We start from the raw sequence: 13,893 nt of genomic DNA, 5'->3' as shown, positions 1-13,893 counted from the left end.
TCCCCTTTTTTGTGTTCAATCAGCTTTGCTTTCCGCTTGCATCACGGGTCACTTTCATATCTGTGACCGGAATATAACCTTGATCTGTTACAATGCTTTTTTGAATCTCTTCACTTTTTAAGTAATCAAGAAACTCTTTCGCAAGCCCTTCTGCTTCACCCTTTGTGTAAGAGTGCTGATAAGCCCAGATCGTGTACTCGCCTGTCATGACATTTTTCGCTTCTGGTTTGACGCCGTCGATCGCAAGAGGTGTTACTTTGTCATCTGTTAAATATGAGAATGCCAGATATCCGATAGCTCCCGGAGTATCAGCAATGATTTTTTTGACCGTGTTGGAAGAATCCTCTGTAATTCCTTCAGCAGGCTCAGCCTCGTCAAGCGCATATTTCACAAACGTAGCGCGTGTTCCTGAAGAATCAGGACGGTTCACAAGAGTAATCTTTTGGTCCTTGCCGCCAAGCTCTTTCCAGTTTTTGATCTTTCCTGTGAAAATGTCTTTTAACTCTTTTTTAGAAATATCTTTCACGCCTGTGTCAGGGTTTACAGCCGCTGCCATACCGACGACTGCCACTTGATGATCTTTAAGCGCTTTTGCGTCGATGCCTTCTTTTTCTTCAGCGAACACATCAGAATTTCCGATTTGGACAGCTCCTTCAGACACTTGAGAAAGTCCTGTACCAGACCCTCCGGCCTGCACCTGGACATCTGCCTCCGGATTTTCTTCCATAAATTTCTCTGCCGCTGCAAGTATTAACGGCTGCATGGCCGATGAACCAGAAATGGTTAAAGAACCAGATGCCTTTCCTTCTCCGCTTGCAGACCCGGTATTTGACTTTTCACTCTCTCCCGCATTTCCGCATGCTGCTGCAATCATCATAAAAGCAGCCATAAGAAGCATGAGCACCAACTTGTTTTTTTTCATTTCTTGAATTCCCCCTGCGTATAATGTGTAATTTGTCCTACACGTATAGCGTAAAGGTTGAGTGTAAAAAGCGTTTTAAACGAATGTAAAGGTTTTGTAAATACGTGTGTTTTTTTGTATACAAAAAAAACGCCCACACATGTGGGCGTTCTGTTTTAATGATTTGAAGATGTTGAGCTTTGCGCCTCTTCTTCAATTTTATTTTTGTTTTTTTGCTGAGTGTTGTCGTCTTCTTGTTTTGATTTCAGTTCGAAATATTTATCTAATACTTCTCGTCCGATTTCATTCGTAATGGAATATCTGTCACTATAGTTAACATAGGCCCAAGGAACGACTACCGAAATGGCTATCTCCGGGTTGTCTGCAGGTGCATAGGCAACGAGTGTTGTATTATAAGTACTTTCGCCTGTTTTTGATTTATTTGGACCATCATAGAAAGATTGCGCTGTACCAGTTTTGCCTGCCGGACTATATTTCGCCGACGCAAATTGGCTTGCTGCTGTTCCCTTTGTCATGACCCGTTTAAAGCCGGCTTGAACTTCTCCGATCTCATCACTGCTCATATTTACTTTATTTAAAACTTGAGGCTGGACAGATTCCACTACAGCTCCGATGCCTTTTTGAGCATCCGGCTCTCTTACTTCTTTCACGAGCTGAGGCTTCAAACGATATCCTCCATTTGCAATGGTGGACACGTATTGCGCCATTTGGAGCGGTGTATACGTATCATACTGTCCGATAGCAAAGTCAAGCAAAAGCCCTGATTGTCTCTTAGTACCTTGATAACCGGTTGCTTCATTCGGCAGATCAATTCCGGTTTTTACTCCTAAGCCAAACTGACTAAAATTATAACGGAATGTATCGAAGGCTTTTGTGTCCAACGGCAATGATTGACCGCTTTTATATTCACCTTTACCGATCGCAATTGCTGTTTTAAACATAAATACGTTTGACGATTGTTCAAGTGCTCTTTGAATGCTGACAGGGCCTAAATTCGTCCAAGATTTTTTAGGGTTTGAACCCTTAATTAGAATCGGTTCATCTTGGAATACAGTGTTTAAATTGATCGCACCTGTTTGCAGCCCTGTTAACACAGTCGCACCTTTAACAGAAGACCCCATTGCATAGGAAGAAGTCATAGCGCCTAGAGCATAATCGTCGATTTTATATTTACCATTTTGATTGGTAATTTGTTTACCTGCCATTGTCAAGACTTCACCGTTTCTCGGATCCATCATGACCACAAATGCGCGATCCAATAATTCAGTGCTTGCTCTTGCTTTGGCCGATTTCAAATTTTTCTCAATAATTTTTTCGACTGATTTTTGCAAATCAATATCAATTGTAAGCACCAAGTCCTTGCCGGCTTTGCCTTCTGAAATGGTTTTTTTGCCGGTGACGTTGCCGGAAGAGTCTGTCATGTTTTGCACTTTTTCTTTTTGTCCTTGAAGAACATCTTCATATTGATATTCTAAATAACTTTTGCCGACCCTGTCATTTCGGCTGTAGCCGAGTGACAAATAATGTTCAAGAAGGCTTGAAGGAAGCCCTTCATTTGAACTGGATACACTGCCAAGCAATGTACGCAGCAAACTTTTATACGGATAATCCCGTTCCCAGTCTGAGGTAACATCTACCCCTGGCAATTCTTCCAAATGTTCACTTACGACAGACATCTCCTTGGCAGTCACATCTTTGTTTTTGATATATTGAGGCGTCAATGAGTAGCCTGAATCCATCTGCCTTTTAATGGCGAGTATCTGCATATCTTCATCTGTCAGTTCGTTCAGTTGTTTATCGGTAATACGCTTCAACTGAATCTGGTATAAATCATCGTCAGAAAGCAATTTATCTTCAACTTTTTTTCTTTCTTTAGCTGTAATGAGTTTTTTCGCTTCTTTCGGTCTCGTCAGAATCCAATAATCCTTTTTGTCCCGTTCTGTGACCTTTTCAGTATCCACTTTAATCATACCTGCAAGTTTTTTCGCAATTTTTAAACGCTGCGCTTGTGTCGTTGAGGTAGATCTTGTGTATGTAATCGCATTTAACGCTTTGTTGGTCACAATTGAATTCAGGTTTCGATCGTAAATTTTCCCTCTCGGCACAGCTGAACTGACATCCACTTCTTCCTGCTTGCTTGCTTCATTTTTATAATCTTCACCCATAACGATTTGCTTGATGCCAAGCTCTACAATAATCCAAGTGAAAATGATGAATGCAAGCAAAAATAAAATGTTCAGCCGAATCGGCAGAGACTTCTTTTTCTCATTATGTTGTTTTTTCGGTTTACTTCTTCTCATGACATCACCTTTTCTTTATTACAGAAAGAAATGACACTCAAGTAAGAGTGCCATAGATTATTCTAAAGGTTTTTTCGACTTTTTTCTACAGATAACCCTTTTTTCACGAATTATTATCTTTCTCCTTTTAAAAGGTTCGGTTCTGCCACTCGTTTTTGACCGTCTTCTGCCATCGTTTCTTCAGCCGGGTCCGGTTCTGTGAATCTGATGTCTTTGACAAAGTAATAAATCAGTGTATGCCCCGCTCCGAGCAATGCAAGGGACACCGGGATTCCCACATCGTCTTTTAATAATGAGACGATAATGAGAAAAAATAGAATCGACACAATTCTGCCTGCATTTAAAAACAATTCTCTCAGCACAATATATTCAATTCTCGCCTTTCTTGCATGCCTCGCCCGTCCGATGACATCATAGGTAAGGGATAAATAGGGAACGAGAAGCAAGGGATATCCAATTGCGATAAAAACGCCGTAGGTGAGCAAGGTCGTGAAGCTCATATGGAAAAGGATGAGAAACAGCGCTCCATACAGCACCAGTCCTCCTACAAGTATTGCCTTTTTTCTTGCCTTCTTTTTGATCAGCCTTGACACAAAATAGTAGGCAAAGAAGGAAACAGCTGAATTAACAAGACCAAAGGTACCAAGCGCCAATTCACTGTTTGTTGCAATAAAAACAAACACACTGATTAAAAAAACAAAAATTCCCTCTCTCAAGCCTTGAAAAAAATGCGCATTTGTAATTTTGCGCCAATTCATATTCGTATGGCGTTCAGCAAATACTTTTTTCAGCATAAAACGGCCTTTTGACTCTCTCCGTTTCAGAAAGAAGCTCATGACTACAGCGAGTGCAAATAAACTGAGGGAAAGGCTGAAAATGACCGTATATCCTGTATTATTTTCAAATCTTGAGATCACAAAACCTGCAACAATCGGCCCAATCATCCCTGCCGTCGATGATAAAATCCCCAGAAAACCATTGAAAAAATCTCTCGTATCAGGCTCTGTGATTTCAAAAGTCAGCACATTAAATGCAAGCCAATAAAAACCGTAGCCTACACCAAGGACTGCCCCGATCAGCACCAGCCGGGAAGCGGCCGTTTCACCCGCCAACAGCACCGTTAAATAAAATCCGGCTAAAAAAATCACGCCAAATCTAAGGATAAACACCCTGTCTATTTTCTTAGCCAACCGTCCGGCTAATAAAAAGGTGAATGGCTGCATCGTCACAATTGACAGATTATAGATGGCCAAATCAACGAATTTTCCTGATTGCTTCCATAGGTACACATTCACAAATGTATTAGAAAGCGCAATACCTAATGAGTAAAGTCCTCCAATGGTAAGCAGCAGCAGTAAGCCTTTGTTTACTTCTACGTTGCCAATTACTTTTTTTAGTTTGCTCATCACTTACTCCCCTTTACTATCCATAGTTTGTCTAAACTAAAACTCAGATATGTAAAAAGGAGAGAAAGTTCCACACAAAAAAACAAGACCCGTAAAGGGCCTTGTTTCATTTAATCCTTTATTTTGCTTCGCTGTAAAGACGGGCAACCTCATCCCAATTGACAACATTCCAGAAAGCGGAGATGTAATCAGGACGGCGGTTTTGGTAGTTAAGGTAGTAAGCGTGCTCCCACACATCAAGACCTAAAACCGGAGTTTTCCCTTCAGAAAGCGGAGAATCTTGGTTTGGCGTGCTAGTGATTTCAAGCTTGCCATTGTTTACTACAAGCCATGCCCAGCCAGAACCGAAACGGCCTGTTGCCGCAGCTCCGAACTGCTCTTTGAATTTGTCAAAGCTTCCAAATTCACTTTTGATTGCCTCTGCTAGATCTCCTGTCGGCTCGCCGCCGCCATTTGGAGATAAAAGTGTCCAGAACAATTTGTGGTTGGCATGTCCGCCGCCATTGTTGCGTACAGCAGTGCGGATGTTTTCCGGCACAGCGTTAAGGTCAGCTACAAGCTCTTCAACAGATTTGTTTGCAAGAGCAGTATTTCCTTCAACCGCTTTGTTCAAGTTTGTAACATAAGTGTTATGGTGCTTCGTATGGTGAATATTCATTGTTTCCTTGTCGATATGCGGTTCTAACGCATCGTAAGCATAAGGTAATTCTGGAAGTTCGTAAGCCATGATAAATTCCTCCTTAATATTATATGTACTGAAATGCCGCTATCAAGCGAGCCTTTCTTCATTCAGATTATCAAAAGAAAGGCGCGTTATCAATGAAAAAGCTCATAAAAGGTCATTTCAGCAGGCATACTTCACTTTAACCGTTAAGACTTGTTACTAAACCTGTTGTTTTTGCTTTTCTATAGAACAGTCCATAAAAAATACCCGATCATGATTAGCTGAATGACGCCCTTTGCCAAGACACTCGTTAAAAACCCGATCAGTGATCCCAAGCCGATTTTGAATGCGGCCTTTATATCTTTCTGATGAACGATAAGCTCAGCTGCGACCGCGCCGATAAACGGTCCCAAAATGATACCTGCTACAGGAATGACAAATGGTCCGATTAATAAGCCAATCGTGCTTCCCCAAATCGCCGCCCTGCTGCCCCCGAATCTTTTAACCCCCAGCAAATTGGATACATAATCTGCTGCGAATAAAACAGCGGCAAATACGGCTTCCACAAGCCAAAACATATAGGAATAAGGACTGAACGTAAACAAAAATCCATATAGAACAAATCCTGCAACAATAAACACGACACTCGGGATGATAGGGTACACAAGCCCGATAAATGCGATAACAAATACAACAGCTATGATCAGCCAATATAAAATATCCATAAAATCTCCTCTTTCCGCGGATTTATCTATCCGCTCTAAGCTTATTATGTATTATTCCTTATCTTGGTGCTGGTAACCTTCACTTTAAAATTGGCTTACAATAATAGATCTCCCTTGTGTTCATGCGGTGTGAACGATACAATAAGCAACATATATCAGTATAGCTAGGAAGTGAAGGTTTTGAATTTATTTAAGCTTTTTGTCAAAAGTACATACTCTCCCAAGGATATCGCAAAGACAAGATTCCAAGGGATAGGGAAGGCGATTCTTTATGTTTTCCTTCTTTCGCTCCTTTTTACACTCCCGAGCGCTTATTATTTAAGCTCCGGAACTGTGAAATCAATGAACGGGTTTAAATCCGTTTTACAAGATGATTTCCCCGATTTTACGATTTCAAACGGCAAACTGCAAACCGATGAAAAAAAATCCACGGAATCACAGGCGAATGGATTTGTCATTGTATTTGATCCCACTGACGCATACGGCACAGAACAAATCGAGGCAAAACAAAATGCTATCGGCATTTTGAAAGACAAATTTGTCTTGGCAATCGACGGCCAGGCGACAGAAATGAATTACTCATTGCTCCCTTCTGAATTGACGAAAAAGGATGTCATGTCCGCATTACATCAAAATAAAACAATGATTGTGACCGTGCTTTCTGTCTTATTGTTTCTCATGACTGCCGTGGGTAAATTTATAGAAGTTTCTTTCCTCGGCTTGATCGGGCTCATCATGAAAAACGCCCAAAGAAAACAGCTGTCCTATCCGCAGCTATGGAAACTTTCTGCTTATTCGATTACCCTTTCAACCATTTTCTTTACCATTATGAGAGCATTGGAAGCTTCTGTGCCAAGTGAATTTTTTGTTAATTGGTTTGTAAACTTTGTGATCCTCTTCCTCGTCTTAAAAGAGATACCGTCAAAGAAAACAGCCGTTTAGTCTGAGACTGCCCCGCACAGTCTCTTTTCTTTTGTCATGAAGGAAAAGGGACAAGCATACAATGAAGTAAAATTCGTATGCGGGAGGCAAAAAACATGAAGCGTCTCATCTTTCTATTCAGCAGTATATTTGTCATCTTTATTATATTTTACGATGTAAAAATAGGAACCATTCCCTTTCAGGACCTCCCTGTTTATGCAGTGTCAGCAAAAACTTCTGAACAAGAAGCGGCGTATAAAACAGTTACAGTGAAAAAGGGTGACACGGTCATGTCAATTGTCGGAAATGCGGGCTCGCCGGATGAGATTGTGAGGGATTTTGAAGCGCTGAATCCAAATGTAAAAGCAAGCAGCATTCAAGCCGGAACAGCGTATAAATTCCCCGTATATCGCAACTAAAACGTTAATTTCTTGTCAGTTCGGCGAATACACTGTTACAATATAATTTGTAAATCAAAAACACACAGACCATATCAGGACTGGATTCAATAAGCGGTAACTACAATTAAGGAGCGATTGACAAGTGAGTGAAATCACCCATCGTACAAAAACGCGTCCCGTCAAAGTGGGACCTTTAACAATAGGCGGAAATAATGAAGTTGTCATTCAAAGCATGACAACAACAAAAACACATGATGTAGAAGCAACAGTAGCGGAGATTAACCGATTGGCAGAAGCGGGATGCCAAATCGTGCGGGTCGCGTGCCCTGACGAGCGTGCGGCTAATGCGATTGCCGATATCAAAAAACAGATATCCATTCCGCTTGTTGTCGATATCCATTTTGACTACAAGCTTGCCTTAAAAGCGATAGAAGGCGGAGCAGATAAGATCCGGATCAATCCTGGGAACATCGGCCGCCGTGAAAAAGTCGAAGCTGTTGTGAAAGCAGCAAAAGAAAAAGGAATTCCTATTCGAATCGGCGTTAACGCAGGTTCTCTGGAAAAACGCATTTTAGAAAAATACGGCTATCCGACAGCAGACGGAATGGTCGAAAGCGCGCTTCACCATATTAAAATCCTTGAAGATCTGGATTTTCACGATATTATCGTCAGCATGAAAGCGTCCGATGTGAACCTTGCGATTGAAGCATATGAAAAGGCATCAAGAGCTTTCGATTATCCGCTTCACCTCGGTATTACAGAGTCAGGAACATTGTTTGCCGGCACGGTTAAAAGCGCGGCAGGCCTCGGAGCTATCTTAAGCTTGGGTATCGGTAACACTGTGCGTATCTCATTAAGCGCCGATCCGGTGGAAGAGGTAAAAGTAGCACGAGAATTGTTAAAATCTTTCGGGCTTGCTTCAAATGCGGCCACCCTTATTTCGTGTCCGACTTGCGGACGGATTGAGATTGATTTAATCAGCATTGCAAACGAAGTGGAAGACTACATTTCAAAGGTAAAGGCACCGATTAAAGTAGCTGTTCTCGGCTGCGCCGTAAACGGTCCGGGAGAAGCAAGAGAAGCTGACATCGGTATTGCCGGTGCCCGCGGGGAAGGACTTCTGTTCCGCAAAGGCGAAATTGTACGCAAGGTTCCCGAAGAAACAATGGTTGAGGAACTGAAAAAAGAAATTGACAAACTTGCCGAGGAACATTATGCAAAACTCGAAGCTGAAAAATCGAAATTAAATGCTTAGACACAAAAAGCTTGACGGAAACCCGTCAAGCTTTTGCTTTAGAAAAACGGAATAATAAATATTCCCAGCACAAGTGATATTACGCCAATTCCCATTGCCCAGCCGCCTAAGCTGGTTGCGCCTCTTCTTCGTGCGATATAGCCGACGATGATTCCAGCCGCCCCTAACAGCACAGGAAGGACAAACAAGGAAATAATGGATAGAGCTAAGGCAATAAATCCAATGCCTCGCCCTTCATTGGCTCCTGCAGTATTCTCATCACGGTCACCGACGCGGTCTGATGCGCGGTAAGGCTCCGCAATTTCAGCAGAAGTTTCTTCTAAATAACCGTCATCATGGGTAATGTTCGTGCCCTCTGAGCCATGATCGACATAATAATTATTACCTTCACGTTTTTCGTAGTCGTATGCCACCTTCAATTCCCCCTTGTCTTTTATTAAAGGAGCTTTTATAGTTTAAGCAATTTCTTCTGTTTCATGTTTGCTAAACTTTTCTGGTAATGTTAATTGTTTATGTTACACTTGAAAGTATGAAAATAAAGGAGTGTGGGCATGTTACGCTTAGGAATAGATATTGACGGCACCATAACGGCTCAAGATACATTTGTCCCTTATTTAAACCACTCGTTTAACCTTTCTATTTCATTAGACGATATGACGGACTATGATCTGACAAAGCTGCTGAATATTACAACCGAAGAATTTTGGGACTGGATGAATCGCAATGAAGCGATGATATATAAAGAAGCCATGCTCGCGCAGTTCGCAAAACAATCGCTTGATAAACTGAAAGAAGAGCACTCTTTGATCTATATTACAGCAAGGCGGAACCATTTGACTGATGTCACCTATGAGTGGTTCGGCAGCCGGGATATTCACTATGACCATATTGAGCTTGTCGGCGGGCACAACAAGGTAGAAGCTGTGAGAAAGCATGACATTGACTTATTTTTTGAAGATCATCACGGTAATGCGACGATGATAGCAAAAGAAGCCAATATTCCGGTTATTTTGTTCAATTCCCCCTATAATCAGCTCCCCATCGATTCGAATATCATCAGGGTGAATAACTGGCTTGACGCCGTTCACTGGATAAATGAAAACAAACACAGTTTATTGCGTGTGAAAAGCTGACAAAGCAGGAGCCGAATAAGGCTCCTGCTTTTTTAAAAAATAAAAACCCTTACGCTGAAGGGTTTTCCGCATTTTTTTGTTCGCATCCCGGGCACTTGCCGTATATCTCAAATTTGTGGCCGCTGATTTCATAGCCTTCCAAATCGTCGTTAAGTTTGTCCATCGGGCATGATTCAATCTCTTTCGTCTTTCCGCATTCTAAACAAATAAAATGATGATGATGATGCGTGTATGAACACTTAAATCTGAAAAGCTTTTCACCGGAAAGCTCAGTCGTTTCCAAAATGCCCAGCTCTTCATATAATGAAAGGTTTCTGTATATTGTATCAAAGCTCAGACCGGGATAATCGTCATTTAAAGCTGCCAAAACGTTTTTAGCAGTAAGATATCTGTCCGAATCAGCGAAAAGCTGAAGCATATCTTCCCGTTTGCTTGTATATTTATATCCTTTTTCTTTCAGCAAGTTAAGTGCTTCTTGTACGTTCATGGAGGGCCTCCCTTGTCACTTTGAAAGAACGTATGTTTATGCTCAATCAATCCGATTTTCCAAAAAAGAAAATGGCAGCTGTTAAATCAGCAAGCCATCTCTTTATGTCGTATATAAATTATACCTATAAAATTAATAAAAGTAAATGAAAGCCTAATGGATAGCGGTTTTGAATTTGCCGCCTCTTGTTTCATGAGTATTCATAATAGTTATAAATGCATTTTTATCAATTTCAAAGACGATGGATTTCAGCTTGGTTACTTCAAGCCTTGTGACAACAGCATATATGACTTCCTTCGTTTCATCGGTATAACCGCCCTTACCCTGCAGTTTGGTTGTCCCCCGTCCAAGCCGGTGCAAAATGGCGTCTGATATTTCAGCATATTGTTCTGCCACAATAATGACAGCTTTTGTTTCATCAAGTCCTTGAATAACGGCATCTATTGTTTTCATAGCAATATAATAGGTCATGAAGGAATACATCGCCTGTTCCGGGCCAAACACAAAACCGGCCCAAATAAAGATGAACACGTTAATGAGCATAACGAATTCGCCGACTGAAAATGGCAATTTTTTCGTCAGGAGGATACCGAGTATCTCTGTGCCATCCATTGATCCCCCGAATCGAATCACCAGACCGACACCGAAGCCAAGCAAAAGCCCTCCAAAAACTGTAGCCAAAATTGGCTGTGTTGTAACGGCATCTACATGGTGAAGCGAAGATTCGATAACCGCTAACCCTACAATTCCAATAACGGTGGAAACCAAGAATGTCTTTCCGATATATTTATAACCAAAAATCATAAACGGAATGTTTAGCACTACGACAAAAATAGCGAAATTAAGAATGGGGTTGGCCATAAAGAGGTGGTCTAAAATAAGCGATATTCCGATGATGCCTCCGTCAATGAAGTTATTAGGGACCAAAAACAGTTCAATACTTACCGCCGCTGAAGCAGCTCCGATCAAAATCATAATGACTCTGAAAAGGAAATGAATGAATGATTCTTTCTTATGTTGTTTTGTTGAGGTCATAAAATCTCCTTCCTGAAAATAACTATTAAAAATAGATTATGAATCTATTTTACCATTAAAAGCTGGAACGTTTTACTGATTTGCCCATACATTATTCCTGAGAGGTGGAATGTTCGATGATTTTATTTCAAAAAATTATTCTGCAGCGGCTGAACCAAGTGACTGCGGAGGATTTACTCAAGTATTCAAAGCAATACGGAATCAGTCTTACCAGAACACAAGCGGCTGAAGTCGCAAACCTTATGAACGGTAAAAACATAAACATTTTTGATGATCAGGAACGCTTGCAGCTGCTGAAACAGGTTGAAAACATTACATCAAAAGAAACTGCAAATACAGTTAATGAACTTTTCAAACAATTCACAAGCTAAAGAGGGGGAGATTCACTCCCCCTTTATTTATTGTTCTGCTATTTTTTCCAGCAATCCCTCATCAAATTGCTTGTCCTTCAGCATTTGAATCTCGAATCGGTATGGAGGTTTTTTATTCTTCTTATCTTCCCCTACATACGGAGTTTCCAGGATTTTCGGTATATCTGAAAGCTGATCATGATGCACCACATATTGCAAAGCGTCGAATCCGACTTCACCGAAGCCGATATTTTCATGACGGTCTTTTTTCGCACCTCTGACATTTTTGCTGTCATTAATGTGAAGCACTTTTATTCTGTCGATCCCGACAATCTTATCAAATTCATTAAGAACGCCGTCAAAATCATGAACAACATCATAGCCTGCATCATGCGTATGGCATGTATCAAAGCAGACGGACAGATGCTCATTATGAGTGACACCGTTTATAATTTGGGCAAGCTCTTCAAAACTCCGGCCGCACTCAGAACCTTTGCCGGCCATCGTTTCCAAAGCGATCTGCACCTTTTGATTCGGATCAATCACTTCGTTTAAGCCTTCAATGATCTTTTGAATACCTACATCAGCCCCCGCTCCCACATGAGCGCCTGGGTGAAGCACAATTTGTTTTGCTCCGATCGCAGCTGTCCTTTCGATTTCCGAACGCAGAAAGTCAACGCCAAGCTCAAATGTTGCCGGGTTGGTCGTATTCGCAATATTGATGATGTAAGGCGCATGAACGACAATATCGTCAATGCCATTTTCTTTCATGTGCGCCTGGCCTGCCTCTATATTGAGGTCTTCAATTTTTTTACGGCGCGTATTTTGCGGCGCGCCTGTATAGATCATAAATGTGTTTGCCCCATAAGAGACAGCTTCTTGGCTTGCGGCAAGAAGCATGTGTTTTCCGCTCATTGAGACATGTGAACCTATTTTCAACAACCGGTTTCCCTACTTTCCTCTTTTAGATTGCTGTCTTCTTTGTTTTTTTCTTATTTTCTCCATCTCATAACTCATTTTCTTTTTATAGCCCGGTTTTACTTTTTTCGGCTTTTTCACAAGGCGCTGTGCCATTTCGTCAGCTTCGTTCGGCGTCTTTTTACGGTTTTTACGGCGCTGGCGGTCGTCGCCTTTTTTCCATTCGCCTTTTTCAAGCTCAACATACTCAAATACGATGCCCATTTTCTCCAGTTTGACAAGCGCATCCTCATCAGACAGCTCATAAATCGTCATCGCTTGGCCTGAAGATCCGGCACGCGCCGTTCTTCCTACACGGTGAACATAAAAATCAAGATCATCCGGCAACTCATAGTTGATAACGTGGCTTACACCCTTAATATCAATCCCTCTAGCCGCAAGGTCTGTCGCGATGACATATGTGAACTCCAGATCGTTAATCTGCTTCATTACTTTTTTACGCTCACGAGGCGTCAGCCCGCCGTGAAGAAGACCGATTTTCATCCCTTTGCCTGTTAAGTATGAAGCAATATGGTCCGCCGTATTTTTTGTATTGGCAAATACAATGCCAAGATACGGATTTTGATGGGACATGATGTCAAAGAGCAACTTGTCCTTATCGCGGTGTTTTGAAGGGATGAGAACATGCTCAATCTTTTCTGCAGTGATTTGCTTCGGCTCCACATGCGCGTATTTCGGATTTTCCATATACTTTTTCAAGAAAGGCTTCAGTTTTTCAGGAATCGTCGCGGAGAAAACAAGCATTTGCAAATCTTCCGGCATACGTGATCCGATATAATCAACATCAGCTATAAAACCCATATCAAGCATTAAATCTGCCTCATCAATAACAAGTGATTTAGCCTTATAAACGTTTAACGCCTGCTCTTTTATTAAATCAGCAATCCGTCCTGGGGTTCCGACAACCAGATGTGGCTGTGTCTTCAGCTTATCAATTGATTTTTGTTTATCCGTGCCTCCGATAAAGCATTTCGAACGGATAGAATCGTCTGTCATGCTTTCTGTAATTTTTAGGGCTTCCTGATGAATTTGGTTGGCAAGCTCTCTTGTCGGAGCCGTAATAACGGCCTGAACAACGTCCTTATTCGGATCAATTTCATTTAACAAAGGCAATAAATAAGCGTGAGTCTTTCCTGTACCGGTCTGAGATTGCCCAATCACGCTTTCTCTTTTTAACACAGCAGGTATCAGCCTTTTTTGAATATCAGTCGGCTCATAAAAACCAAGGCGATGTACGGCATCTATAATAAACGGTTTCAGATCATACAATTCAAATTTTGTTTCTTTCATTTTTCCCAGCTCCTTAAAGCGGCACA

15 protein-coding genes are annotated in these 13,893 nt (G+C 41.5%); 5 read left to right on the top strand and 10 right to left on the bottom strand.

The genetic code is table 11. The features are described from left to right. Positions 1 to 19: 19 nt before the first annotated feature. From AXI57_RS10005 to AXI57_RS09985, 5 genes are all read right to left on the bottom strand, one after another. A complete protein-coding gene (locus AXI57_RS10005; protein WP_004429533.1) occupies positions 20 to 922 on the bottom strand; it encodes a phosphate ABC transporter substrate-binding protein in 903 nt (300 codons plus the stop codon). Positions 923 to 1,077: 155 nt separating this feature from the next. Beyond that, the gene (gene pbpA / locus AXI57_RS10000) at positions 1,078 to 3,222 is read right to left on the bottom strand and encodes a penicillin-binding protein 2A (RefSeq protein WP_010789220.1); all 2,145 of its coding nucleotides are present in this window, start codon (positions 3,220 to 3,222) and stop codon (positions 1,078 to 1,080) included. A 113-nt stretch (positions 3,223 to 3,335) separates the two neighbouring features. Continuing rightward, positions 3,336 to 4,628: an MFS transporter gene (locus tag AXI57_RS09995; RefSeq protein ID WP_004429531.1), complete on the bottom strand. Its 1,293-nt coding sequence runs from the start codon at positions 4,626 to 4,628 to the stop codon at positions 3,336 to 3,338. A gap of 118 nt (positions 4,629 to 4,746) precedes the next feature. Beyond that, complete coding sequence (sodA, locus tag AXI57_RS09990; protein ID WP_061669984.1) at positions 4,747 to 5,355, bottom strand: superoxide dismutase SodA; 609 nt, start codon at positions 5,353 to 5,355, stop codon at positions 4,747 to 4,749. 179 nt (positions 5,356 to 5,534) lie between these two features. Beyond that, entirely contained in the window at positions 5,535 to 6,017 is a 483-nt protein-coding gene (locus tag AXI57_RS09985; RefSeq protein WP_004429529.1) for a DUF456 domain-containing protein, read from the bottom strand. Positions 6,018 to 6,197: 180 nt separating this feature from the next. Here AXI57_RS09985 and AXI57_RS09980 point away from each other — a divergent pair, with 180 nt between their 5' ends. The 3 genes from AXI57_RS09980 (at position 6,198) to ispG (ending at position 8,594) form a co-directional block, all read left to right on the top strand. Beyond that, the gene (locus AXI57_RS09980) at positions 6,198 to 6,959 is read left to right on the top strand and encodes a DUF1189 domain-containing protein (RefSeq protein WP_004429528.1); all 762 of its coding nucleotides are present in this window, start codon (positions 6,198 to 6,200) and stop codon (positions 6,957 to 6,959) included. Between the two features lie 95 nt (positions 6,960 to 7,054). After that, positions 7,055 to 7,357 carry a LysM peptidoglycan-binding domain-containing protein gene (locus AXI57_RS09975; protein WP_004429527.1) on the top strand — a complete coding sequence of 101 codons (303 nt, stop codon included), beginning with the start codon at positions 7,055 to 7,057 and terminating at the stop codon, positions 7,355 to 7,357. A gap of 133 nt (positions 7,358 to 7,490) precedes the next feature. Further along, entirely contained in the window at positions 7,491 to 8,594 is a 1,104-nt protein-coding gene (gene ispG, locus AXI57_RS09970; protein WP_170316254.1) for a flavodoxin-dependent (E)-4-hydroxy-3-methylbut-2-enyl-diphosphate synthase, read from the top strand. A gap of 38 nt (positions 8,595 to 8,632) precedes the next feature. On the opposite strand, the gene AXI57_RS09965 is transcribed toward ispG, so the two are convergent. After that, the gene (locus AXI57_RS09965; RefSeq protein ID WP_141292144.1) at positions 8,633 to 9,013 is read right to left on the bottom strand and encodes a DUF308 domain-containing protein; all 381 of its coding nucleotides are present in this window, start codon (positions 9,011 to 9,013) and stop codon (positions 8,633 to 8,635) included. A gap of 132 nt (positions 9,014 to 9,145) precedes the next feature. Between AXI57_RS09965 and AXI57_RS09960 the strand changes: the two genes are divergently transcribed. Continuing rightward, positions 9,146 to 9,727 carry a hypothetical protein gene (locus AXI57_RS09960; protein ID WP_061669982.1) on the top strand — a complete coding sequence of 194 codons (582 nt, stop codon included), beginning with the start codon at positions 9,146 to 9,148 and terminating at the stop codon, positions 9,725 to 9,727. Between the two features lie 49 nt (positions 9,728 to 9,776). On the opposite strand, the gene zur is transcribed toward AXI57_RS09960, so the two are convergent. Both zur and AXI57_RS09950 read right to left on the bottom strand, forming a co-directional pair. Next, entirely contained in the window at positions 9,777 to 10,214 is a 438-nt protein-coding gene (gene zur / locus AXI57_RS09955; RefSeq protein WP_004429523.1) for a zinc uptake transcriptional repressor Zur, read from the bottom strand. Between the two features lie 153 nt (positions 10,215 to 10,367). Further along, a complete protein-coding gene (locus tag AXI57_RS09950; protein ID WP_004429522.1) occupies positions 10,368 to 11,249 on the bottom strand; it encodes a YitT family protein in 882 nt (293 codons plus the stop codon). 116 nt (positions 11,250 to 11,365) lie between these two features. Here AXI57_RS09950 and AXI57_RS09945 point away from each other — a divergent pair, with 116 nt between their 5' ends. Next, the gene (locus tag AXI57_RS09945; protein ID WP_004429521.1) at positions 11,366 to 11,620 is read left to right on the top strand and encodes a DUF2624 domain-containing protein; all 255 of its coding nucleotides are present in this window, start codon (positions 11,366 to 11,368) and stop codon (positions 11,618 to 11,620) included. 27 nt (positions 11,621 to 11,647) lie between these two features. Here the strand turns inward: AXI57_RS09945 and AXI57_RS09940 are convergent, their stop codons facing one another. Together AXI57_RS09940 and AXI57_RS09935 are read right to left on the bottom strand one after the other, a co-directional pair. Next, positions 11,648 to 12,541, bottom strand: coding sequence for a deoxyribonuclease IV (locus AXI57_RS09940; protein ID WP_061669981.1), 894 nt, complete (start codon positions 12,539 to 12,541; stop codon positions 11,648 to 11,650). Positions 12,542 to 12,550: 9 nt separating this feature from the next. Next, entirely contained in the window at positions 12,551 to 13,867 is a 1,317-nt protein-coding gene (locus AXI57_RS09935; protein WP_004429519.1) for a DEAD/DEAH box helicase, read from the bottom strand. Positions 13,868 to 13,893 lie beyond the last annotated feature (26 nt).

The sequence above is a fragment of the Bacillus atrophaeus genome, assembly GCF_001584335.1.
In the GTDB taxonomy this organism is placed as follows: domain Bacteria; phylum Bacillota; class Bacilli; order Bacillales; family Bacillaceae; genus Bacillus; species Bacillus atrophaeus.
The sequence above is the reverse complement of the archived record's forward strand: the minus strand, read 5'-3'. Positions and strand labels throughout refer to the sequence as shown.